The organism is Synechococcus sp. RS9907 (assembly GCF_014279615.1).
Taxonomy (GTDB): Bacteria; Cyanobacteriota; Cyanobacteriia; order PCC-6307; family Cyanobiaceae; genus Parasynechococcus.
This window is the reverse complement of the sequence record NZ_CP047944.1, coordinates 2,122,692-2,144,701: the sequence shown is the minus strand read 5'-3', so window position 1 is coordinate 2,144,701 and position 22,010 is coordinate 2,122,692. Positions and strand designations below refer to the sequence as shown.

At 62.1% G+C, this 22,010-nt stretch carries 22 protein-coding genes; 6 read left to right on the top strand and 16 right to left on the bottom strand.

All coding sequences use genetic code 11. The features are described 5' to 3' along the window. Positions 1 to 97: 97 nt before the first annotated feature. Entirely contained in the window at positions 98 to 250 is a 153-nt protein-coding gene (locus SynRS9907_RS11725) for a hypothetical protein (RefSeq protein ID WP_188021131.1), read from the bottom strand. Between the two features lie 668 nt (positions 251 to 918). Next, positions 919 to 1,143, bottom strand: a complete 225-nt coding sequence (locus SynRS9907_RS11720) for a hypothetical protein (protein WP_188021130.1) — start codon at positions 1,141 to 1,143, stop codon at positions 919 to 921. A 111-nt stretch (positions 1,144 to 1,254) separates the two neighbouring features. Here SynRS9907_RS11720 and SynRS9907_RS11715 point away from each other — a divergent pair, with 111 nt between their 5' ends. Both SynRS9907_RS11715 and SynRS9907_RS11710 read left to right on the top strand, forming a co-directional pair. After that, positions 1,255 to 1,740, top strand: coding sequence for a hypothetical protein (locus tag SynRS9907_RS11715; protein ID WP_188021129.1), 486 nt, complete (start codon positions 1,255 to 1,257; stop codon positions 1,738 to 1,740). Positions 1,741 to 1,844: 104 nt separating this feature from the next. Further along, positions 1,845 to 2,348 carry a DUF2808 domain-containing protein gene (locus SynRS9907_RS11710; protein WP_255445909.1) on the top strand — a complete coding sequence of 168 codons (504 nt, stop codon included), beginning with the start codon at positions 1,845 to 1,847 and terminating at the stop codon, positions 2,346 to 2,348. A 10-nt stretch (positions 2,349 to 2,358) separates the two neighbouring features. Here SynRS9907_RS11710 and SynRS9907_RS14120 read toward each other — a convergent pair whose 3' ends face one another. After that, on the bottom strand, positions 2,359 to 2,493 hold the full coding sequence (locus SynRS9907_RS14120) for a hypothetical protein (protein WP_255441776.1): 135 nt from the start codon (positions 2,491 to 2,493) through the stop codon (positions 2,359 to 2,361). Positions 2,494 to 2,611: 118 nt separating this feature from the next. Further along, the gene (locus SynRS9907_RS11705; RefSeq protein WP_188021127.1) at positions 2,612 to 2,827 is read right to left on the bottom strand and encodes a Nif11-like leader peptide family natural product precursor; all 216 of its coding nucleotides are present in this window, start codon (positions 2,825 to 2,827) and stop codon (positions 2,612 to 2,614) included. A gap of 83 nt (positions 2,828 to 2,910) precedes the next feature. On the opposite strand from SynRS9907_RS11705, the gene SynRS9907_RS11700 reads away from it, so the two are divergent. Next, the gene (locus tag SynRS9907_RS11700; RefSeq protein WP_188021126.1) at positions 2,911 to 3,597 is read left to right on the top strand and encodes an SDR family oxidoreductase; all 687 of its coding nucleotides are present in this window, start codon (positions 2,911 to 2,913) and stop codon (positions 3,595 to 3,597) included. A gap of 13 nt (positions 3,598 to 3,610) precedes the next feature. On the opposite strand, the gene SynRS9907_RS11695 is transcribed toward SynRS9907_RS11700, so the two are convergent. From SynRS9907_RS11695 to SynRS9907_RS11660, 8 genes are read right to left on the bottom strand one after another with little or no spacing between them, the layout of a single operon-like run. Next, a complete protein-coding gene (locus SynRS9907_RS11695; protein WP_188021125.1) occupies positions 3,611 to 4,462 on the bottom strand; it encodes a sulfotransferase domain-containing protein in 852 nt (283 codons plus the stop codon). Further along, positions 4,446 to 5,222, bottom strand: coding sequence for a sulfotransferase family protein (locus tag SynRS9907_RS11690; RefSeq protein WP_188021124.1), 777 nt, complete (start codon positions 5,220 to 5,222; stop codon positions 4,446 to 4,448). Before SynRS9907_RS11690 ends, SynRS9907_RS11695 begins: the two co-directional genes overlap by 17 nt. Before the next feature lie 3 nt (positions 5,223 to 5,225). Continuing rightward, on the bottom strand, positions 5,226 to 6,143 hold the full coding sequence (locus tag SynRS9907_RS11685; protein WP_188021123.1) for a hypothetical protein: 918 nt from the start codon (positions 6,141 to 6,143) through the stop codon (positions 5,226 to 5,228). After that, positions 6,140 to 8,425 (bottom strand): N-acetylneuraminate synthase family protein, encoded by a 2,286-nt coding sequence (locus tag SynRS9907_RS11680; protein ID WP_188021122.1) that lies wholly within the window; start codon positions 8,423 to 8,425, stop codon positions 6,140 to 6,142. Before SynRS9907_RS11680 ends, SynRS9907_RS11685 begins: the two co-directional genes overlap by 4 nt. Before the next feature lie 39 nt (positions 8,426 to 8,464). Then, positions 8,465 to 9,745, bottom strand: coding sequence for a capsular biosynthesis protein (locus SynRS9907_RS11675; RefSeq protein WP_255445908.1), 1,281 nt, complete (start codon positions 9,743 to 9,745; stop codon positions 8,465 to 8,467). Between the two features lie 35 nt (positions 9,746 to 9,780). Then, positions 9,781 to 10,809, bottom strand: coding sequence for a DUF6716 putative glycosyltransferase (locus SynRS9907_RS11670; RefSeq protein ID WP_188021120.1), 1,029 nt, complete (start codon positions 10,807 to 10,809; stop codon positions 9,781 to 9,783). After that, complete coding sequence (locus SynRS9907_RS11665; RefSeq protein WP_188021119.1) at positions 10,806 to 12,113, bottom strand: DUF6716 putative glycosyltransferase; 1,308 nt, start codon at positions 12,111 to 12,113, stop codon at positions 10,806 to 10,808. The genes SynRS9907_RS11670 and SynRS9907_RS11665 overlap by 4 nt, the downstream gene beginning before the upstream one ends. A gap of 26 nt (positions 12,114 to 12,139) precedes the next feature. Continuing rightward, entirely contained in the window at positions 12,140 to 12,820 is a 681-nt protein-coding gene (locus SynRS9907_RS11660) for a cytidylyltransferase domain-containing protein (RefSeq protein ID WP_188021118.1), read from the bottom strand. Between the two features lie 32 nt (positions 12,821 to 12,852). Between SynRS9907_RS11660 and SynRS9907_RS11655 the strand changes: the two genes are divergently transcribed. Both SynRS9907_RS11655 and SynRS9907_RS11650 read left to right on the top strand, forming a co-directional pair. Beyond that, positions 12,853 to 14,850 (top strand): capsular polysaccharide biosynthesis protein, encoded by a 1,998-nt coding sequence (locus SynRS9907_RS11655; RefSeq protein ID WP_188021117.1) that lies wholly within the window; start codon positions 12,853 to 12,855, stop codon positions 14,848 to 14,850. Positions 14,851 to 14,923: 73 nt separating this feature from the next. Next, positions 14,924 to 16,909, top strand: coding sequence for a capsular biosynthesis protein (locus SynRS9907_RS11650; protein WP_255445907.1), 1,986 nt, complete (start codon positions 14,924 to 14,926; stop codon positions 16,907 to 16,909). Here the strand turns inward: SynRS9907_RS11650 and SynRS9907_RS11645 are convergent. Genes SynRS9907_RS11645 through SynRS9907_RS11635 form a run of 3 tightly spaced genes read right to left on the bottom strand, consistent with a single transcriptional unit; the run spans position 16,860 to position 19,411 of the window. Next, on the bottom strand, positions 16,860 to 18,140 hold the full coding sequence (locus tag SynRS9907_RS11645; RefSeq protein ID WP_188021115.1) for a beta-ketoacyl synthase: 1,281 nt from the start codon (positions 18,138 to 18,140) through the stop codon (positions 16,860 to 16,862). The two genes, SynRS9907_RS11650 and SynRS9907_RS11645, sit on opposite strands and share 50 nt — an antisense overlap. A 2-nt stretch (positions 18,141 to 18,142) precedes the next feature. Continuing rightward, a complete protein-coding gene (locus tag SynRS9907_RS11640; RefSeq protein WP_255445906.1) occupies positions 18,143 to 18,427 on the bottom strand; it encodes an acyl carrier protein in 285 nt (94 codons plus the stop codon). Between the two features lie 42 nt (positions 18,428 to 18,469). Continuing rightward, on the bottom strand, positions 18,470 to 19,411 hold the full coding sequence (locus tag SynRS9907_RS11635) for a GNAT family N-acyltransferase (RefSeq protein ID WP_188021113.1): 942 nt from the start codon (positions 19,409 to 19,411) through the stop codon (positions 18,470 to 18,472). A 120-nt stretch (positions 19,412 to 19,531) separates the two neighbouring features. On the opposite strand from SynRS9907_RS11635, the gene SynRS9907_RS11630 reads away from it, so the two are divergent. Beyond that, the gene (locus SynRS9907_RS11630; protein WP_255445905.1) at positions 19,532 to 20,662 is read left to right on the top strand and encodes a polysaccharide biosynthesis/export family protein; all 1,131 of its coding nucleotides are present in this window, start codon (positions 19,532 to 19,534) and stop codon (positions 20,660 to 20,662) included. 9 nt (positions 20,663 to 20,671) lie between these two features. On the opposite strand, the gene purB is transcribed toward SynRS9907_RS11630, so the two are convergent. Then, complete coding sequence (gene purB / locus SynRS9907_RS11625) at positions 20,672 to 21,967, bottom strand: adenylosuccinate lyase (RefSeq protein ID WP_188021111.1); 1,296 nt, start codon at positions 21,965 to 21,967, stop codon at positions 20,672 to 20,674. Positions 21,968 to 22,010: the final 43 nt, after the last annotated feature.

Below are 22,010 nucleotides of genomic sequence, written 5' to 3'. Positions count from 1 at the left end.
CGGTATCCCAGTTTCCGTAAGGAAAACGGTCATTTGTATCACCCAAATGACCCATGGGGGCTGGAAGGCCCCCTCAAACATTTCAGGACGGGCGATCTCAGCAGTCGCCCTTTTTGGTGTTCAGGCGCTTGGGGGGCATGGTCAGCCGCCCTTGCAATGCCTGACCCTCTCCGGAGAAAACGGTGGGTCCCAGCCAGCTCTGGGGGTCAACACGCAGATCGCTGAAGGGATGGTCTGAAGCAGCAAGCAAAACGCAATGACCAGCAATGCGAAGCCTGTGCCAGGGGCGTGGATGTTGGCTTGGAACCAGGGTTTTTGAGCCATGTGATCAGTTTGGCGCTGACATGGAACCGCGTCTCGCCAGATGCGCTCCGGAAAGAGAAGCATCTTGATGGTGACATCGGTTGGTCGATAGAGGATCGGCTGAGGTTGGCTTCTGGTTGAAAGCTCGTTTTATTGGGGCAACAGCTGACGCAACGTGGTCCGCACCCTCAAAGATCAATGGTTCGCTTTGGCGTTGGGAGCCACTGCGCTCATTGCATTGTTCTGGCTTGAGTTGCTGGCCACCTAGCAAGGATTCTTGAAACCAGATGTTGTCCTCACGCTGCTCTTTTGGGTTGATTGCTGTTTGGGTGCTGGTGACATGTGCTCCGGCTGCTCGTTCTGATGCGTGGGTGAGTTGCAAGCGTGATGCTTCCACAGGGCAGTTGCTCTGGTTGCGAGGGAAGTCCACTGAGCTTCTGAAGAACGCTGAGTACCGGCCTGGTGCCACCAACCCTGATCTGGGCACTTGCTTGGTGAGCAATGAGCAACTCCGTCAAGCTCATGGTCTGAGGTTTTGATCACTGCTTGGCTTGGTCCTGTAAAACCTTGCTCATGAAGGTGATTAGCCCTTTCTTCAGGCCAAGATTTTGAATTTCAGCGGTTTCTTAAGCGCCTGATCTGTGGGATCACCAGAAGATCCATTAGTGCGAATGTGATCAGGCAGGGGATAAAACCTTTTCCCACAACATTGCAAACCCAGCGTTCCTGATCCCATTGGCAGATCACCAATTCGGATAACCAGAACAAACCCACCTTTGCTGCAAATGACGTCAGGGCAAACCGCCATTCCGATGCGCTCAGACGCAGCTTGAACGGCACAGCACTCTTGAAACTGCTGAAAGTCTGATGGCAGAACCGCGCACAAGCGTAGGCTCAGGCTGCGTCTGATGCGTCTCGTCTTTGCTGATTCGCCTGCTTCTCGCTTCTGCCTTGCTGGCTTCCTGGGCAGCCCCTGCTCGAGCGATTTCGCTTTCAGCGCGCACGGATCGGTTGATTGATCGGCTTGAGCAGCTGGGTGTTGTGATCGATCGGCTCGAGCGGTGTGGCCCCGGGGCCGAACGCGCCGCCTACAACATGGGCGTGAACCGTCTCTGTTTATCGCAGGGGCTGCGCGATCAGCCAGGGCTTCAGTTGGATGTTCTGACCCATGAGGCGATCCATGTCGTTCAAGACTGTCTGGATGGTTTGGAAACGCCGTCGTCCTCCACGATCAGCTTGATGCTGCAGGCGCAGGGTGGTTTCAGCCCCGCGCAGGTCGATCGGTTTTTGGCGCATCATCTCGACCGTTCTACGGCTGCCCACGTGCTGACGGTGACCCAGTCGCTCGGGCCGCTGCAGCGCCAGCGGGAAGTGGAGGCCTATGCGCTCCAGGGCCAGACCGGAATGGTCGAATCCTTGCTGGCCAGGCATTGCTGATCCCCATCGAAGGATGGAGCTTGATCCTGAGATGTTGTTCTGTTTGGCATCGCTAGCCTGGATTGATTCGTTGGAACAATCGGGTGAAGCACCAGTGGATTGCGATGCTTTTGTGGGCTCCACTGATATGGCTGCAGGTGCCCTCATCGTTCGCCCAATCGTTGTTTGATCGCCCCCCAACCCGGGTGATGATTCATAACCCTGAATCAACTGAAGGCTTGCGCAATCGCACCACGATTTCGGTTGTGGTTCCTGAGGATGCTGGTAATTCCTTGGGCGCGATTGTTTTGCGGCAGTTGCCCAATCTTGATCAGTGGGATTGGGGCCGCCTGGAGCCTCGGGTTTATCTCGGCGATTATTCCCTTCGCGGCAAAGGAGTAAGAGGATTGGCCAGGGCTGTTCTCTCAGGCCCTGAAGAGGATTTGAGCATCGAATTCAATCCAGCGATTGAGCCCGGACAAGCTGTGAATGTTGTGTTCCGTGGCTTCAATCCTCAGTCCAGTATTTATCAATGGTCCACAGAACTCCTGGCGGATGGTGAGGACCCCGTCCGTTATCTCGGCCCCACCTTGCGTCTGAATGTTTATCAGCAGGATCCGTACCGTTAGTTTTTGCTTCCTAGAGCAAGTTTGGGTAGGCATTGAGGAGTCCCCAGATCACCAGTGCGGTGATTGAGGCAAAGATCACGGCCGTCCATGCCGCCAGATCGGCGTTGTTGCTGGACCCTTGCAAAAGCTGAAGTAGGCGTGCCATCAGAAGGAATGCAAGCCCTTCGGTTCTGGCTCAGCTGGAGGGCAAATTCCAGTCTTGTTTGCGCGTCCTCATACATCCAGGGGATCTCGATCGATCCGGCCGGCTTGCTCCAGCCTTGTTAGTGATATTCCCCGGGGTGCTGAATCTTGGTGAGGCTGACGCCGGAGGAACTTTTGCCGGAAAACCGCAGAAGTTCATCGCCGGAGACCTCATAACCCAGTTCTTGGGCAATCAGGGCAGCAGCATCGGCGCTCACGGCCTTCAGCACTTGCTCCCTGAGCGAAGGATCTCTGGAGATGTGAGCAAAAAATTGCCGGAGTTGGTCCGTGCTCATGCGGTTGGGGGTGTCGTGCCGATTCTGCCCGGTCTGGTGTTTCCTTTTGCCTGTTGACTGGTGCGCAGATCAGGGCTGATGGGATGACGCAACTCGCGGTGTCTGGCGCCTCCGGCAAAACCGGATGGCGCGTGGTGGAGCAGGCGCTCAAGCGTGGTCGATCGGTCCGAGCCATTGTTCGGCCGGCTTCCGTGCTGCCCGCTGCCCTGGCCCAGGCCGAGCAGGAGGGACGCCTGGAGGTGCGTCGCCTGGAGCTGGACTCGGCGGAAGCGTTGCTCCATGCGCTGCAGGGCTGCGCGGCATTGGTGATCGCCACGGGTGCTCGCCCTTCGATCAACCTGGCCGCTCCCTTGCAGGTGGACGCCTGGGGTGTGCAGGTGCAGGTGCAGGCCTGCCGCTCTCTGGGGCTGAAGCGCGTGGTGCTGGTGAGCTCCCTCTGCGCTGGCCGTTGGCTGCATCCCCTCAATCTGTTCGGCCTGATCCTTGTTTGGAAGCGGGTGGGGGAGCGCTGCCTGGAGCGCAGCGGTCTTGATTGGACTGTGATCCGGCCTGGAGGCCTGAGTGAGGACGACAGCCGCAGCACCAAGGAGGGTGTGCTGGTAACCGACGCCGATCAACAACAGAACAACAGCATTCCTCGCCGCCTTGTGGCACAGATGTGCCTGGATGCTCTGGAGCAGCCTCAGGCCTGTGGTCGCATCCTGGAAATCACCAGCTCCCCAGCCCAGCCCAAGCAGCCGCTGGGCCAGTGGCTGGATCAGAACGCTTGATCTGAGAATGGGCTCAATTCCAAGCCCAGGTTGTGCTGGGCCGGCCTGTGCTGGCCAGGAAGCGTTCGCTGTCGGGGCGAATCAGATCAATGGTTTGTTGTTTGAGCTCGTCGCTCCAGCCGGGTGCCGCAACGTTTTTTCGTCCTTTCGATCCCGCTGGATTCAACAGCGGCAGTTGCCCCTTCTCCAGCAGTCCGGCGCAATCCGGCGTGGCGCCGATGAAGCGGAGGATGCGTTCCAGGCTGGTTTTGGGGTTCGCGCTGAGCTCTTCCGTCGTCATGCTCAGCATCGATTGCTCCGGAAAGACGCGGCGGTAGCGCTGCCATTGCTGGTGATACAGCGAGGCGTCGATGACGCGTTGCCTCAGGCGGGGAGAGCGGAGCAGTTGATCAAACGGCGGGCAGTCTTTGATGCGTCCGCGCCAGTGGCGCCAGTGGGATTCAATCCGGCGAAGGGGGTGGCGCACCAGATAGATCAGCGGAATGGGGCCGAGGTGGTGATGAATCAGCTCCGGAGTGCTGGCGTAGGTGCCGTAGGACGAGCTGTACATCGTGCTGGCTTCGCCCCGCAGGGGGCGTTGGGGATCCTCCGCAAACTGACTTGCGTACCACTGCCAGCCCCGCAGGTAGTGACGTCCGAAGAATTTCGGTTCCATCGACCGGCTGATCTGGATCTCGGGATGGCGGCCCAGGGTCGTGGCCAGGCTGGTGGTGGCTGACTTGGCTGCTCCGATGATGATGAAGGTGGGCAGCCGGGAGCGGTACAGCGCCGCGATGTGATCGTGCCTCCCCTGCAGGCTGCGCTTGATCTGATGCCGGCTACGCCAGGTGTCCAGCCAGCTCGTTGGATCAGCGTCCGAAGCCATGGGTCCGCAGCCAGTTGGACAGCTTCAAGCCCGTGCTGTGCAGGGGGTTGATTGATGGAAGGGGGGCGTTCTGGATCAAGTGATCCACAGACACGTCGTTATAGAAAAGGCGCACATCATCGCCATAGATCTGCATCGTTTTTTCGATCAGAGCATCGCTGTTGAAATAATCCTGCAGGCCGCCACGATCACTGCGTCGTACATTTTTCTGCGGTAAAGACTCCATCACATCGATGCCGCGTCGGGCCAGGATGTCGCGCAGTTCTGCCCAGTGTTCGTTGATCTGTTCAACGCGTCCCACAAATTTGGGCACGATCTGGTTGCCGATGCACAGCAACTGGTTCTGAGGCAAAACGTGAACGTCATAGTGCTTGAAGTGCGTCTCGATCAAAACATCGAGAAAGGCTTCAAACGACATGCCATGGGTGATCCCCATGTTTTGCATCGGTAGAGGTGGCGCCTCGATTTCGATCACTTTGTTGTTGTAGGCCGCGATCAGTCGGTCGAACGGGTTGCGCACGAAGCTGAAGCTGAAATGGCTGCGCCGATACTTGCGCGCTCGACGCAGGGTGATCAGTTCTGTTTCCTGATTGGTTTCGTGCTGCCAGAACTTGTCTGATGTGGTTTTGGTTCCTTTGGGAGGCCTCTCACTGAGCAGACGGCATAGGGCTGCTTTGATCGAGGAATTGGCCGCTTTGGGAACCCGCCCATAGAGCAGGTTGTGGCGCTTCATCCGGATGAAGTGGTGCGGTTGAGCCATGGATCAGCGTCTTTTGGCGAAATTCTTTTCGAGGAACTTGCGAAACAGCTTCCATTCACTCCTGTTGAACAGGGGTCTTGCTTGGATCGCCAGCTCAAGTCCCCGTTCGTTCAGGCCCGGATTGGTGGTTTTGTGCAGATTCTCATTGTTTGTGTTGGCCTCCAGTTGCTGCCTGATGCTGTCGGCTTGCTGGGGCAGGGACTGCTTGAGCACATTCCACAAAAAAGTGCTGGGCTCTTGGGGATCGCTGGCTTGCTCATAGTCAATGCTCACGACCTTCAAATCGCGTTTGCTGCCCAGTTTCGTGAGGCTCTGCTCCAGTTGTTGGTGATCGGTGTGGGAGAAATCAGCGGTTTGTCGGAATGTCTCGAAAAGGCTGGTTTCCGGCGTGTGGCGCCCTTCCTTGAGCAGTTGGGTGTGGCAGGAGCGGATGAAGGCCTCTGGATCTCTCTTGGCAAATAACACGGTCCATGCGATCGATTGCTGTTCGAGGCTGTCTTCCAGGCCGATCATCAACCGTTTGGTGCGCGACTTGGCGTAGCGATACAAGCCGGTCTTGCGTTCTTTGTTGGGTGCGTTCCTGCGTTGTTCGTCGACAAGGCCGCTGCGCAAGGTTCCAAAAATGGCTTCGAAGGAGAAAAAGATGGTGTGGATCCTCTCCGGGTGCTCCCCCGCCAGTTCCAGCAGGGTGGCGCGGGTTTGGGATTTCAAGTTTTGGGGTGTCTTGCGATCCCAGCGTCCCCATTGCAGGTGTCGCCACAACTCCGGGCAACGCTTTTTGAAGGTATTGGGGCCCAGATAGAGCACGCCATGTTGCAGCAGAAGCTCGCGGTTGGTCTGCAGGTTGCGCTGGATGTAGGTGCTGCCCGTTTTGTGCAGACCGCAGTGCAGCACGATCCGATCCGGTTTGAGCTGGCTCACGCGACCTGCGGTTGTGGGCTGGCAACAACACAGCTCTCGAGGCGTTCAAGAGCAAGCCAGGCCCCTTCGCCGTTGTTCTTGTGGCCCTGCCAGATTTCGGGGATGAAGGAGGCATTGGGGGCGAGCTTGTCCATGAGGCTGAACAGCTGAACCCAGTCGATTTCACCGTCGTGAATCTGCAGGCCCTCCCCATCGACCCCTTTGGCATCGGCCAAGTGCAGATGTGCTGTGACGGGAAGGATCGCCTGGAGGAAAGCGCTGAAGGAGGCGTTGAGATGGGTGCACGCGAGCTTGGAGTGGGACACATCCAGGCAGACCCGCATGCCCGTTTCCTTGCAGAACTCCAGGATGAAGTCGGTGTCGACAAAGAGGTTGTGGTACCGCTGCCCGCCGAAATGCCAGGGGAAGGGGGGCATGGTCTGGGGAATGATCTCCACCTCACCAGCGGTGTTGATCTGCTGAAGGCTGTCGATCAGCCGTTGGCGCAGCGGCTTCAATTCATGCTGCTCGAGATGGTGGTGTTCTGAGAAACCGCCGACGTTGGTCACCAGCAGAACGGGATCGGGGCAGTCGAAACGACGGCGCAGATCACGGGAGATGTCGACCACGCGTTGGAGTTCCCGAATCGAGTGGTTCCGATAGGCGTGTTCAGCACTGCAGAGATCCAGGGTGTGATCACCGGCGAAGAGTTCGGGGGCATGCACCACCAGGCCGAGTTGTTGCGGCGTGGGCAGCACCTGATCGAGTTCCACTTCGAGATCCTTGTAGCTGAGATGGATTTCAACGAGGTCGAGATTGCTTTTGGCAGAAAAGCTTTCAATGTCGTGATAACGAACCGGCAGCCCAAAGCGATGGAGGAATCGGTAAAGGCGCGGGGTGGCGGCCGGGGTCTCGAGGTCGGAGGGGAAGAAAAAGTCGCCAGCGGCTTTGCTCACTGGCAGGGTCTTGCCGATGAGGTCATTGAGACGGTTGGGCTGCAGTCCTTGCCCCGGGCTTTGAATTCCCACCATCGCCTCGGTGATCTCCGTGCCGGCGGGGACAGCACAGGTGGCGATGAGACTCTTGGCCAGCACCTCGCGATTCATCATTTCGCCCTGGCTGATGCTGCGTTCGCCATTGCTGCCCATTGATTCCTCCACCCGGCGAATGCCCTGGACCATCTGGGCGAATTCATCGGGCAGCAGGCTCACTTTGTGATCGTTGCCCTCCATCGAGCGGTCGAGGGTGATGTGTTTCTCGATCACCACGGCGCCGAGGGCGGCGGCGGCAATGGGCACTTCGATGCCGCGCTCATGGCCGGAGTAACCGACGGGTGCCTCTGCTAAGTCCCGCAGCCGCTCGAGATAGCGCAGGTTGACGTCCTTGAATGGGGTGGGATAGGTGGAATTGCAGTGGAGCAGCACGTAGCCAGCACCCTCGTTCTGGAGATGCCGGATGCCGGAGCGGATTTCCACTTCGGAGGCCATGCCTGTTGAGCAGATCAGGGGCTTGCCGGTGGCCGCGAGGCTGGAGAGTAGGGCGTGGTTGGTGAAATCCGCCGATGCCACCTTGAAGCCTTCCATCCCCCAGTTGTTCAGCTTGTTGAGGCTGGCCTCATCCCAGGGGGTGCAGAGAGGGACTAGCCCTTTGCTCGCCGCGTGGTCAAAGCAGCGGAAGAGCTCGTCGTTGCTGAGCTGAAAGCGTTCGAGCAGATCCAGGGTGTACTGAGTGCCCAGATCCGACGCCATGTCGTTGCTGTCGCCTGCATTGCGGTAGAGCCTGCTCATGTCCCGCATCTGGAACTTGGCGCAGTCCGCTCCTGCCGCGTGGGCGGCATCGATCAGTTGGAGTGCAGTGTTGAGATCTCCGTTGTGGTTGTTGCCGATTTCAGCGATCAGGAAGCAAGGGGCGTCATCGCCGATGCGATGGGAGCCGATCTGGAGGCCGTCGGTGGCACGACGAGCGACGGCAACGATCCGGCCGTGGCTGTCGAGCAGCGGCAGCGCAATGATCCTGGAATTGAGCTGGGCGCTGAGATCATTGGCACTGGTGCCTTCCGCCGCCGAGCGGCAGTTGGCATTCATGGCCGCGGTGACGGGCCGGTTGAGGTCGATCTCGCCACACCCCGCAATCCAGCGGCGGAAGTCACCATCGGTGAGCACACCCTGGAGGATGCCGCTTTCTGAGACAACAAAGATCAACCGTGACTGGTTTGCTGTGATCTTGCTCAGCGCCGAAAGGATGCTGTCTTCGGCGAAGACAACGAACTGGGTGAAATTCCGCTCAATCAGGATGCCTCTCACCGTTCTGTCCGGCCACCTGGGTTGAGTCAGGCGTCGAACTTACTTCAGTTCTCTGTAGGAGATCAGCAGGGCGATCTGCCGCAGCAGGGGGTTGGATTGGCGCACGGCCCAGGAACGGCGAGCGACGCCGCGGTGAAGGGGGCGCATCAAATGGGCCTGGCAGAGCAGCTCCCGTGCATTGGTCCAGTCGCCAGTGGCTATGGCGGCTTCAGCTCCCAGGCGTAGTTGGTTGAAGCTGGATTGGGCGTTGCCCGGGTAGCCGATCCTGCTCGTGAGGGGTTGCGGTGGTTGTTGTGCCAGCTCGTTCAGGGTCTCGAGCAAATTGGAGGGGCTGAACTTCTGGCTGTAGCCCATCCATTCCAGCCAGCGCGGATCCGTTGATGGCCCCTCAGCATCCAGGGCATCCAGGTTGGGGATGGCCTCGAGAGTCCGCCATACGCCGCTGCCGGCATACACGTGGCCGCCGTAGTTCGGCTGCAGGCCCAGATCGCTGATGGCAATCACCCGGCAGCCGAAGTCGAGGGCGTCGAAGAATGCCGTTGAGGAGAGTGTGGCCAGCAGCCTGGCCTGCTTCAACAGCACCGGTAGGGGGCGATAGTCCAGCCGCAGGTTGGCCGGAGGCACCCCCAGGGTTTGCTTCAGGGTTGTGCTGATGTGGGTGTCGACGTCGTGGAAGGTGGCGTCTCCCGGGGCGATCCGGGGTTTGATCAGCACTTCCCAGTTGGGGGAGCGACGGGCCAAATCGCTGAGCAGCCGCACGAGCTGGGCCCGTTCGCCGGCGGATGCGGGCATGATCACCTGCTCGGCAAACACCAGGCGCCGTGGGCGCTTCTCTAAGGGAATGAGGTCTGTGCTGGGGGCGTTGCGCCGCAGACCGGTGAGCACGGTGCGCTGCTGCGCAAACGGTGTTCCCGCCACCAGCTGCTCCAGGGCGTCCTGATCGCGCGGGCCGCTGAGGCAGATCAGGTCGTAGCCCAGCCTCCAGCTCAACCCTTCAATGAAGTGGTCCAGCACCACACCGTTGAAACCACAGAACAGCAGGGGGCGCTGGGGATTCCGCTGCAGGGCGAGGCGGATGTCGTTGAGCTTGCTGCCCGTCAGGAAGACGCCGATGGCATCAAAGCCCTGCAGACGGCGATCGCGCAGCAGCCGGGCCAGGCTCTGACGGTGCAGGGTGGCCCGCTGGGCGAGACGCTCCAACAGCGCCCGGGGGGTTCCATCCCGCGGAATCACGTTGATGGTCCAGTGCACGTGCAGCACGGTCGGCGCGCTGCAGAGGGCCTCGCAGGCCAGCAGTTGGCTGTCACTGTCGGCAACCAACAGCAGTTTGAGCGTTGACTGGGTGGGTCTCGCCGTCATGGCTTCTCCCGGCGGGGGATGGCGTTCAGGGCTGAGAGCAGGCGGTCGGGGCCATCGGCGATCGCTGCGCCCATGCCATCAAGCCAGGCCTGGTTGGCCATCGGCAGTTCGCTCACGGCATCGAGGTGGGGGATGCTGCGCAGGCGATGCATGGCGCCGCAACCGAAGAAGCCTGTCGTGTTCTGTTCATCGTGGATGCCGTAGTCGCCCACGATGATCGGGATGCGGCCCCAGGCCATGGCCGCCAGGCTCCAGGGTGAGCTCACCGTCAGGCAGGCGCTGCAGGATCCCAGCAGTGGCAGCAGCTGTTCAGGGGTGGCTTCCACCAGGTTGTCGGCCAGAGGTGCGTCAGTGGGCAGCAGCGGCGTCGTTCCGCTCCAGCTGTGATCGCGTTGCAGCATCACGGTCCAGTTGGGCCGTTGCCTGGCCCAGGTGTTGAGTTGGCGCAGCAGCTGATCGCGGGCCCCCAGGTGGGTGGGGATCTGCTCTTGGATCAAGGCGAGCAGGAGGGGCTTGTCCGCCGGGGCAGACGGTGCTGTTCTGGCGAACCAAAAGCCCGTGCTGATCACGGGAGGCACCGGCAGGCTGGCGGGCCAGTTGAAGCTGAGCGATTGGAGCTGCCGGCGCTGGTGGTCGCCGCTCACCAGCAGCAGATCACAGCCCATCCGGAGGCTGAGATCGCGGATCAGGGCATCCCCCACCAAAGGCACGAGGGGGCCGCTGAACAAGGTCGCTGCCTTCCGTTCGCGTGCGCTGCAGAGATTTTGATAGGTCTGGACGAAGAGCTGAACCTGTTTCGGCTCCTGCAGGAAGAGGCCAATGGCGGAGACCTGGTCCAACAGGGGGTGTGCCGCCAGTTGCTGCAGGCTGATCTCCAGCTGAGCGGCAGGGGTGGCCAGGGGCTGGTGACCCTGGAGTGCTGGCCCCGCCGTGATGCAGCGCTGCCCCTGCTGGTCCAGCGCTTCTGCCATCAGCCCGCAGGCCGAACGCTCCAGCCCTCCGTCGCTGACCAGCAGCAGGGTCATCGTTCCCGCAGCAGTTTGGAGAGCCAGCCGAAGCCCACCACGCTGTCGCGCAGGCTGCGCAGCATGCGACGGGTGCGGTGACGTTTGCGCTGGCTGGAGCGGGCACCACCGGTGCTGAGCATGCGCCGGCCTCCGTTCTGCAAGGCGGCCTTCTGCCAGGCCGTGCTGCCCCAGCTCAGGGGGCCATGGCCAGAGTGTCCAAGGGGTGCCGCCGGTCTGTTCAGCCGGTCCACCAGGGCCGTGATGAAGCGATCCTCACCGTCCTGTTGCAGCCCTTGCTGTTCAAGCCACTGGGCATCGTGGATGAGCTCGAAGGGGTTGGCTTTGATCGCGGCAAAGCTGGCGATGGCCCCCGAACTGGCAAAAAAGTGGTTTCCGAGGGTTTCGGTTACCCCCAGATCTCCGACGATGCGCGTGCTGATGCCCATCGCCATCGATTCCATCGCCGCCGTTGACGAGACGGTGATGGCGCAACCGCACTGGCGCAGCAGCAGGGTGGCAGGTTTGAAACTCAGGCGCAGATTCGACTGATCACGCGTCATCCTGTCGATCACGCTGGCCATCTCCCCATGGCGCCGGTGCAGGGTGCTCTCGATGCTCGATGTGCGTGGTTTGAAGATCACGGGGTGATTGGGCCAGGCGGCGGCCAGTTCCCTGATCTGCTCACAGAGGAACCTCCTCTGCAGGGGATGCACGGGAATCGAGGGTTGCTCGAAGAACACGATCGAGGGGTTCTCCGGGACTTCCCCGCGCTGTTTTGTGCGCCAGAGAATCGGCAGCCCTGTCACCACGGCATTGCTGCTGTCGAGGCCCAGGGCTTTGCGGCCACGGCCATAGAGGGCCAGATCGTCTGCACTGTTGAGGCAGAGCAGGTCGGCGCCCGAGCGATCCATCATTCCTTCGAGACCGAAGCGGAACAGGATCCCCGGGTAAGCGCTGATCAGGCGTGGGCGCTTCTCCTGCTTTGCCCAGATGCTCTGCAGTTGGAGTAGGGCATCGCGGCTGCGCTGACCATCCAGACCAAGGATCAGGGCATCGACAGCCCCCGCCATGGTGCCCGTGAGCTGGCGCAGGTCGTTCCAGTTGTGTCTCTCAATCCGGGTCTTGGGGTCGATCCGCCGAATCTCGAGCCGCTGCCGCCGGGAGAGGGCTCGGTTGTTCAGTTGCAGCAGCAGCAAAGTGGTCTCGGCTCCCTCCCGCCGGCAGGCCGCCAGCATGGTCATGGCCAACTTGCCGAAGGAATCGAAGCAGGCGACGGCGGTGACCTTGCGGCCGGCGAGGCGCTTGGGTTCTGCGGGCGCCATCAACTCCGAGGCTTTCCTCTTCAAAATTACTCGGCTTTTTGGGCTGCGATGCTGCGACAGAGGGCCAGATCCTTGGGCGTGTCAATTTCCGGCCCCACATGCTCCACCACCACCGGCCTGGCTGGGGGACAGAAGCGGCTGCAGCTGCGCCGGAATGCTGCAACGTTCATGGCGTAGATCGCGCCGGTTTCGAGAAACGCCGGTTCGAGGTCCTGGCGGCGTTGGCGGGGCAGCTCAGGGTTGTGGTTGATGCCACGACCATCGGCGCGCCAGAGGAAGCCATGCCAGGGGCTGACGGCGAAGCTGCTGTTGCAATCATCTGCCTGCAGGGCACGCAGCACTTCATCGATCTGCTCGCCGCTTGTGAAGGGGGAGGTGCATTGCAGAAACACCAGCTCCGCCTCCAGCGGTCCCTGCTGTTCCAGCACGTCGAGGGCATGCAGCAGTGCCGACTCCGAACTGGCGGTGTCGCCGGCGATGGCGGCGGGGCGGCGGATCACAGCGGCGCCCTCCGCTTCGGCGGCGGCCGCAATGGCGTCAGCGTCGGTGCTCACCACCACCCGACCCACCCCCTGGCTGGCCTGGGCGGCACGGATGCTGCGGCAGACCAGGGGCACATCCCCCACCGTTTGAAGGTTTTTGCCGGGAATGCCTTTGGAGCCACCGCGGGCGGGAATCAAGGCCAGCGCACCAAGGGGGACTGCCATCGGTGAAGATTCAGTGCGTCCTGTCTTACCCGATGACCAGGCCTGCTGCTTTGCGGCTCGGTGTTCCAGCCCGGGGGATGCTTGTCCACCGCACGCTGCCGCAGCTCCTGGCTCCGCATTGTTTGCTGCCGGGCCGCCGTCGCGATGTGGATGCGCTGCTGGCCTGGGGGCGGCGGCCCAGCGCCCGGCGGGTGGAGCGCCTGGCTCAGCGCTGGGATCTGCCGGTGTGGCATCTCGAGGACGGTCTGCTGCGTTCCGTGGCCAAGGGCCGGGAGCATCCACCGCTGTGTTTGCTGGTGGATGCGCTGGGGGTGCACTTCGATGCCACGGGCCCCAGCCGGATGGAGCAGTTGATTGCGGCGCCGATCACGGCGGATGAGGCCGATCGCGCCAGGGCGCTGCAGCGCCGATGGTGTGAGCAGCGGCTCAGCAAGGTGAATCCCCCGGTGGAGGCGGAGGCCCCGCAGGAGCCTTACGTGCTGGTGGTGGATCAGTCGGCGGGGGATCGATCGATCGCCCTCGGCCTGGCGGATGCCCGCTGTTTTCAGCGGATGCTTCAGGCCGCCCTGGAGGAACATCCAGACTGCACTGTGGTGCTGAAGGTGCATCCGGATGTGATCTCCGGCCGCGCCCGGGGCCATTTCAGTGGCCGCGAGCTGGCCCATCCCCGCGTCAGCCTGAGTGCGGATGGTGGCCACCCGGCCGGGCTGCTGGAGCGGGCCCGGGCCGTTTATGTGGTCACCTCCCAGATGGGCTTTGAGGCCCTGCTCTGGGGCCGGCCCGTGCACTGCTTCGGCATGCCCTTCTACGGCGGTTGGGGCTTGACCCACGACCGCTGCCCCCCCCCGGCCCGGCGACGCCAGGGCGCCAGCCTCGAGGCCCTGGTGCATGCCGCCCTGGTGGGGGCCTGCCGCTGCATCGATCCGCACCGGCATCAACCCTGCAGCGTCGAGACCCTGATGGGAGCCATCGGTCTGCAGCGGCGCCTGCAGGGGCAGCAGCCGAGGCGCTGTGTGGCTTTCGGCTTCACGCCCTGGAAACAGCGCAGTCTGCGTCGCTTTCTGGCGGGCAGCCAGCTGCGGTTCCGCGCCCCATGGCGGCGGATTCCCCAGGGCGTTGATGCCGTGGTGGTCTGGGGCCGGCGCGCCAAGCCGCGGCTGCTGGCTGCCGCCGCGCGGCGGCAGTTGCCGGTGCTGCAGGTGGAGGACGGCTTCCTGCGCTCGGTGGGGCTGGGGGCTGATCTGGTGGATCCGGTGTCCTGGGTGGTGGACCACCAGGGGGTGTATTACGACGCCACCCGGCCCAGTGATCTGGAAACACGCCTGGCCACGGGGCAGTGGACCGAGGCCCAACGCCAGCGGGCCGCGGCGTTGCGGCAGCGGTTGGTGGAGGAGGCGATCACCAAATACAACCTCCAGGCGGAACCCTGGAGGCGTCCCGCTGGTCGGGATCGGGTGGTGCTGGTGGTCGGTCAGGTGGAAAGCGATGCCTCGATCCGCTATGGCGCCCCGGGCCTGCGCAGCAACCGCGCCCTGCTGGCGGCGGTGCGGGCGGCGGAGCCGGAGGCCTACCTCGTTTACAAACCCCATCCGGATGTGGTGGCTGGGCTCTGCCGCGCCGGTGCCGGCGAGGACAATGCCGCTGAGTTGTGTGATGAGGTGCTGACGCAGGGCTCGATCCAGCAGCTGTTCACCCAGATCGATGCCCTGCATGTGCTCACCTCACTGGCGGGGTTCGAGGCGTTGCTGCGGGGCCTGGAGGTGCACTGCTGGGGCTTGCCCTTCTATGCCGGCTGGGGCCTCACCCACGACCGCGAGCGTTGCGACCGGCGGCAGCGGCAGCTGTCGCTGGATGAGCTGGTGCATGCCGCCTTGATCGACTACCCCCGCTATGTCAGCCGCGAGAGCGGTTGGTTCATCACGCCGGAGCAGGCGATCGACGACCTGGTGGCCTGGCGTGCCGCTCCGCCGCAGCGACGCACGCTTGTGCAGGCCCTGTTCCGCCACTGGGGCCGGCTGCGGCGCCGTTGAGGCGTGCCAGGATTTTGCCCATTGATGGGCGTGACGCAGTTTGGCCAGGGGACGGGCGCCAGCTCTCGTGCAGGTGCGGATCGACGGACCGGTTCTGTTGTTGATGGGCCCAATCGGTCTTTTCTTCGCACGTTTCTGTCGCTATTTGCAGGGCTGTGGCATTCCTGTCACCAAGGTGGCGTTCCCCCTGCGGGAATTCGGCTTTCCGGCTGATGTCTGTGTGCCCTACAGCAAGGGGATGGAGTCGTGGCGGCCGTTCCTGCGCCAGCTGATCGAGGAACGGGGCATTCGCCACATTTTTATGTATGGCGATTTCATCATTCCCCACCGAATCGCCATTGAAGAGGCGCGGGAGTTCGGTGTGGAGGCCTGGGTGTTTGAGCTGGGGTATCTACGGCCGAACTACGTAACGCTGGAACGGGACCGGGTCAATGCCCGCTCCAACCTCAACCAGCCTGCGGCTTTCTATCGGGGGCTGCCCCAGTGCGATCAGCTGCCGCAGAACATCGTGCTGGATCCGGGCTGGCGTTGGCGCAAGGCCTGGAAGGCGCCGACCTTCATCCAGCACGCCTTCACCCGCTACCCGATCATCGAGGGTGAGCACAAGCTCCAGCCTTCACCGCGGTTCCTCTGGTGTCAGGTGCGTGGTACCTGGCGTTACTGGCTCTATCGCTGGCAGGAACGGGCGTTGAAGCAGCGGTTGCTGGAACACTGTTCCTTTTTCCTGGCGGTTCTTCAGGTCTCCAGCGATTCGCAGATCCAGATGGGGTCGCCCTATAGGGGCATGCACGACTTCATCGAAGACGTGATCCGTTCCTTCGCTGGCCACGCTCACGCGTCCGAACACCTGGCCTTCAAGCACCATCCCCGGGATCGGGGCTACAACAACTATGCCTCGCTCATCCGTCTGCTCGCCCAGCAATACGGCGTGGCGGGCCGGGTGCATTACTTCCACGATGGTCCCCTCAGCCGCTATCTGCGCACCTGCCGTGGGGTGATCACGGTGAACAGCACCGTGGGGCTGCAGGCCCTGTTCCATGCGGTGCCCACCAAGACAATGGGGGACACCTTCTACAACCTGGAGGGTCTGACGGATCAGAAACCGCTGGATGCGTTCTGGCGTGATCCCCAGCCCAGCGATCGAGCCCTCTTTTATCGCTTCTACAACCACCTGGTGCTCAGCACGCAGGTGAATGGAAATTTCGATGGAGACTTCCCTTTCCGCACCACCTTCCCGATCGGCCCAGAGGCCCGTCAGCTTCCCGCCAGCCCCGAGCTGCCGACTCCGAAATCAGCGACGTTGCGCAATCCTGTGCTGCTGCTGGGGCGGCTGACGGCACGGCTGGCCTGGGCCGCTCTCGGGTTCACGTTGTACGGCCTGCAGCTGCCGGCGATGCTGCTGCGCCGGCCAGACTGGGCCGCCGTATTGATGGCCATGGCCTCTTCGGTGGCCCTGCGGGCCCTGGGCATTCAGGTGGTGGTGGATGACAGCCAACCCTCAGAGCCGGCCGGCATGCCCCTGGTGCACATCTTCAATCACCGCAGCCCCTGTGATGGCCTGGTGATTCAGGGGGTGCTGCGCATGCCGGGGATGACCACCGCACAGCTGCATCTTCGCTGGGTGCTGCCGGGCTATGCCGCCGCGGCGCGCAATGCCGGCTCGGCGGTGCTGGACCATCGCCAGCCCCAGTCGCGACTGGCCGGAATGATGAGCGCTTCCACCCTGCTGCGGGACCACGGCGAAATCATGATCGCCCCCAATGGCTCGCTGGTGACGCCGATCGAGGAGCGGGTGTCGCCGAGTGCCTGGATGCTGGCTCAGCACTATGGCGGTCGGGTGGTGCCCTGGTTCTTCCGCTACGACGGATTGGAAGGGGCTGTGGGGGCGCGCTACAAACCGCTGCAGCTGTTGCTGGGTCGACTGACGGCACCCTTGGGCACGATTCACTGCCGTCGTGGGCGAGCGGATGACCTTCAGTTGCCCGCTGATCCCCGGGACCGTGAGGGATTCAGCGTTGCTGTTCAGCGCTACTACCGGGAGCAGAGAGCACCAGGCTGACGTTGTGACCGCCGAAGCCGAAGGCGTTTTTGAGCATCAACCGCTCCGATCCTGAGCCCAAAAGTGCGACGGGCGCTTGGCAGTTCACGGCGAGCTCCACCTCGGGGTCCAGGGGCTCTGAATTGATGCTGGGGGGAAGCACCCCCTGCCGTAGCGCCTGTACACCGAGGATCGCCTCCACAGCTCCCGCAGCTCCCAGCAAATGGCCGAGCTGTCCCTTCGGTGCGAAGACGGGAATGTGATCGGCCGCAGCACCGAGGCTGCGGCGTAGTGCCCTTGCTTCAGCCAGGTCTCCCAGACTGGTGCCTGTGGCGTGGGCCTGAATGGCACAGAGATCGCCAGGGTCTACCCCAGCTCGCCGCAAGGCATCCTCGATCGCCAGGCTGGCCTGGGTGCCCTGGGGCTCTGGAGCCACGATGTGATGGCCGTCGCTGCTGCTGCCGCAGGCCAGTTGCCAGCCCAGGGCGGCTCCGTTGGGAGTGTCTTCCTCCCGCATCATGGCCAGCACCCCGGCTCCCTCCGAGAGCACGAACCCGTCCCGGGTCTTGCTGTAAGGCCGGGAGGCTTGTTCGGGAGCATCGTTGCGGCAGGAGAGGGCCCGCATGGCGGAAAAGCCCACGAGACCCAGCCGGTTCACCGGTGCTTCGGTGCCACCGGCCAGCACGAGATCAGCTCGCCCGTCATTGAGCAGCATCTGGGCCAGCATCATTGCTTCGGCTCCGGACGCGCAGGCCGAGACGGGGGTGTGGGCACCACCATGCAGGCCAAGGTCAATCGCCACTTGGCCAGCCGCAGCATCGGGAATCAGCATTGGTACCGTGAGGGGATTGACCCGCGATGGCCCTCCGGCAGTGAGTTGGTTGTGCTGTTCATGCATCGTGTGGAGTCCGCCGATACCAGTCCCCAGCACCACGGCCACCCGGGCTGCATCAATGGCGCCGATGGCCGCTGAGGCCATGGCCCAGGCCTCCCGCGCGGCCAGCAAACCAAGCTGGGTGCAGCGGTCGGAGCGCCGCAGCAGGAGTGGTTCCAGGGATTGGGTGGCGGCATCGGGCACGCAACCCGAAATGCGAACGGGAAGATCTTCGCTCCAGGCTGATGTCAGGGCTTTGATGCCGGACCGACCAGCGAGCACACCCTCCCAGGTTGATGCTGCGTTAAAGCCCAGAGGCGAGACGGAGCCCCAACCAACGATTGAAACCCGCTGGGCGCGTCGTTGTTGAACAACCACGGTCAGGCGGTTCTGGAGCTGATTACTTCGATGTTGAGCGATTCCAGGTGGCTCTGGATGTCACCCACCGTTTTGAACTGCAGCAGTTGCTCCTCTTGGATGCGAATGCCGAAATGGGTGTCGGCTTCAATCAAGATTTCGTAAAACCCCAGCGAGTCGATGCCGATGTCTTCCATCAGGCGGGCATCAGGAGTAATCACCGCTGGATCAGCGCCGGAAATGCGATGCAGGATCTCGACGAGGTGTCCTTCCAGCTGCTGCTTATCGGGAGTTCCCTCGCTCAACACCACCGACCATTTGGTTTGGCCAAGGTACCAGCGTTGCTTCGTTTATGGCTCGCCCCGGTACCAGCTGAACTGCTGGTAGACAGGTTGATGGTCAACGTCGATGAAAAAGGACAGGCGATCCTTCGGCAGGCCTGAGAGGTCGGCAGCCATCAGGATCTCGGTGATCTGATTGAAATCACGGGCCAAGGAGAGGTTGCAGACCTTGGCTTCCATCAGGTTGAAATACTGACGCAACAGCACCGGCAGGCGGAAGTTGTCGCTGTGCTCCTGTCGAATTGCAACCTCAAGAGCCTGAATGTTGCCGATCGGGTGCGAGCTGTCGTCCGGATGGATGTCGTTGATCGGGTGACGCGGGGGAGGCAAGGCCGGACGTGTTCTACGGTAAGGAGGCCGCATCAATGCACTCAGGAAGGCCTTGTTGACGGCATCGCTGTGGGCGAAGTGGTTGTAGGAGACCAATCCATGCAGGATGCTGAATCCCGAGCGCGCCGCGATCAGGAGCCCTCCGCGGAACAGGGCCATCAGGGAGGGTGGTTGACGCTGAAAGCGTGGGGCCAGGGCGACCCGACCAATTTCCACGTGGTGGCACTGCTCCGCCAGCATGGCTTTGATGCCGGGGTAGACGTGCTCCATGTAGGACTGCTGGCTGCCAGGGAGGTCTTCAGCTGCCTTGAACTGTGGAATGAATTGCAATCGTGCGGATCCCGCCAGGACTCCGCTGCTGGGCTCTAAGAGAATCAGATGGTCGTAGGCCCCGTCGCGACCGTCGAGATCGCGGCTGTTACCAGAGCCGGAGAGTTGTTGGCGGTAGGTGGATTCCCGCAGGGTACCGACCGCGTCAGCGACATCCTCAAATCTTGAGCCGGCGATCAAATGCAGCTCAAGACCATCCAATCGGAACAACAGGCTGTCAGCTCTGTCTGCTTCGCTCCAGCCTTGAGGTAGCAGAACGTCGTGCTGAGCTGCTGATCCGGTCTGCGTCATGGGCCATGTGCCTAAACCGCATTATGCGGGAAGATTGGCATCCATTTGGCGGTCATCCCCGTTCCACCCATGGTTGTGCCCTCAAGGAGCGGTCTTTCCGCAGCTGTTGCGACTGCGGTGGTGGTTTCGGCTCCTGCGTTGTTGGGCGGTGAGGTGAAGGCTGAGGAGCGGATCAACTGGCTGAAGACTCCGGTGGCAGCCGCCAGCAGGTCTCTACAAGCTCCTCCACCGTTGCCATCTCAGCCCAGCCTGCCGCCACAGACCTACCGCTATCGCTTGGCTCCGGGGGATCGGCTGGTCACTTCAGTGTTCAAGATTGAGGGTTACGAGGCTCAGGTTCAGGTGTTGAGCGATGGCACCATCAACTTGCCGCGACTTGGCACGATTCAAGTGTGGGGCTTGACCCTGGAGGAGGCCCGCCAGCGGATCACGGCTGGCTACAGCCAATTTCTGCGTCGCCCGTTGGTCTATCTCGACCTTGTGGAGCAGCGTCCGGTACGGGTCACTGTGACGGGACAGGTTCTACGGCCTGGTGTGTTCACGCTGCCGGTCAACAGTCAGGGATCCATCGGCGCCTCTGGTGACTCGACCGCTGTGGGTGCCGATGGTGGCGGCTGGCCCACGATGATTGATGTGATCCAGAAAGCTGGTGGAATTTCTGCTACAGGCGATCTGGCACGGCTGGAGCTGCTGAGGCCATCTCCTATCCCGGGTGGTCCCACCCAGAGCTACGTCTTTGATTACCTCACCGTGTTGAAAGACGGAGGTTTTGCCCCCAATCCGTTGATCTATGACGGCGACAGCATCCGGGTTCACAAAGCAACATCCCCAGTCAATGTCGACCTGCTGACGACTGCGGCTTCTAACTTCGCTCCCGCTGTGATCAATGTGCAGGTTGTTGGAGAAGTCTTCGCCCCAGGAGTGGTTCAGATCGGATCCAACGCTCCGTTGTCCCGCGCGATCCTGGCTTCTGGAGGCGTGACCCGCCGCGGCAGCGTCAAGCGGGTTGACTTGATCCGTATGGACATTGAAGGACGAACCACGGTGAAGCAGTTGCGTTACGACCCCAATGCTGTGCTGAGCAGTGCCAACAACCCACCGCTGCGCAACGGTGATGTGGTTGTTGTCGATCGCAACACCCTCACCAAGGCCACTGATGGGATGAACGATGCCATGCAGCCGCTGACGCCGATTGTGAATGCGGCTTCAGTGTTCCGGCTGCTGGGCTTGCCGACGGGTGTGAGCAACTGATCGGGCAGATCAGATCCCCAGCCGTTCCCAGATCACGCCCAGGTTTTCCTGGTGCAATGCTGTGCTGAAGCAGTCGGCCAGCTCCGCTGCGCTGAGGCGGCTGGTCACATCACCATCCTCTTCGAGGTTGGCGCGGAAGTCGCCGCCGGCGGTGTTCCAGGCCGTGTGGGCGTTCCGCTGGACGACCCGGTACGCCTCCTCTCGGCTCATGCCGGTGCCCACGAGGGCGAGCAGCACCCGCTGGCTGAACACCACACCGCCGTACACATTCATGTTGCGGCGCATGTTCTCGGGGTAGATCCCAAGACCCTTCACCACGCTGGTCATTTCCCGCAGCATGAAGTGCAGGGTGACGGAGCAGTCGGGCAGCATCATTCGCTCCGTGGAGCTGTGGCTGATGTCGCGCTCGTGCCAGAGGGCCACATTCTCAAGGGCAGCAATGGTGTAACTGCGCAGCACCCGGGCCAGACCACTGATCCGTTCGCTGCGAATCGGGTTGCGTTTGTGGGGCATGGCGGAGCTGCCCTTCTGACCCTTGGCGAAGTTCTCCTCCACTTCCAGTACATCGGTGCGCTGAAGGTTTCGAATCTCGGTGGAGAAGCGCTCCAGGGAGGCCCCCACCAGGGCGAGGGTCTGCACGTAGTCGGCATGGCGATCGCGGGAGATCACCTGGGTGCTGGCGGTGTCGGGGGAGAGCCCGAGAATCTCGCAGGTGATGGCTTCCACCTGGGGATCGGTGTTGGCATAGGTGCCCATGGCACCGCTCACCTGGCCCACAGCCACATCCTGCTCCAGCCGTTCCAACCGAATGCGGTTGCGCTCGGTTTCCGCCAGCCAGCCGGCCACCTTGAACCCGAAGGTGATTGGTTCGCCGTGGATGGCGTGGGAGCGGCCGATCATTTCGGTGCCCTTGTGGGCCCGGGCCAGTTCGCGCAGGGCGTTGGCCAGGGCATCGAGTTCGGTGCGCAGCAGGGCCACGGAACGTTTCAGCTGCAGGGCCACGCCCGTGTCCAGCACGTCGCTGCTGGTCATGCCCACATGGATGTGTCGTCCGGCATCACCAACGTGCTCATTCACGTTGGTGAGGAAGGCAATGACGTCGTGGCGCACCTCGGCTTCAATTTCGAGGATGCGCTCCACCTCAAAGCTGGCCTTGGCCTTGATGGTGTCGAGGGCCTCTTGGGGCACCCGGCCTAGGCGACAGTTGGCTTCTGTGGCGGCGATTTCCACATCAAGCCAGCTCTGGAATTTCGCCTGCTCACTCCAGACGGCTCCCATCTCGGGAAGGGTGTAACGCTCAATCACCGGCGCGCTCGGTTGAACAACCCAACAAATCTATGCTGCGACG

Coding starts and splice junctions, on each gene's coding strand:
- SynRS9907_RS11710 (WP_255445909.1), top strand. CDS start 1,845: ATGCTTTTGTGGGCTCCACTGATATGGCTGCAGGTGCCCTCATCGTTC.
- SynRS9907_RS14120 (WP_255441776.1), bottom strand. CDS start 2,493: ATGGCACGCCTACTTCAGCTTTTGCAAGGGTCCAGCAACAACGCCGAT.
- SynRS9907_RS11705 (WP_188021127.1), bottom strand. CDS start 2,827: ATGAGCACGGACCAACTCCGGCAATTTTTTGCTCACATCTCCAGAGAT.
- SynRS9907_RS11700 (WP_188021126.1), top strand. CDS start 2,911: ATGACGCAACTCGCGGTGTCTGGCGCCTCCGGCAAAACCGGATGGCGC.
- SynRS9907_RS11695 (WP_188021125.1), bottom strand. CDS start 4,462: ATGGCTTCGGACGCTGATCCAACGAGCTGGCTGGACACCTGGCGTAGC.
- SynRS9907_RS11690 (WP_188021124.1), bottom strand. CDS start 5,222: ATGGCTCAACCGCACCACTTCATCCGGATGAAGCGCCACAACCTGCTC.
- SynRS9907_RS11670 (WP_188021120.1), bottom strand. CDS start 10,809: ATGACCCTGCTGCTGGTCAGCGACGGAGGGCTGGAGCGTTCGGCCTGC.
- SynRS9907_RS11665 (WP_188021119.1), bottom strand. CDS start 12,113: ATGGCGCCCGCAGAACCCAAGCGCCTCGCCGGCCGCAAGGTCACCGCC.
- SynRS9907_RS11660 (WP_188021118.1), bottom strand. CDS start 12,820: ATGGCAGTCCCCCTTGGTGCGCTGGCCTTGATTCCCGCCCGCGGTGGC.
- SynRS9907_RS11655 (WP_188021117.1), top strand. CDS start 12,853: ATGACCAGGCCTGCTGCTTTGCGGCTCGGTGTTCCAGCCCGGGGGATG.
- SynRS9907_RS11635 (WP_188021113.1), bottom strand. CDS start 19,411: ATGACGCAGACCGGATCAGCAGCTCAGCACGACGTTCTGCTACCTCAA.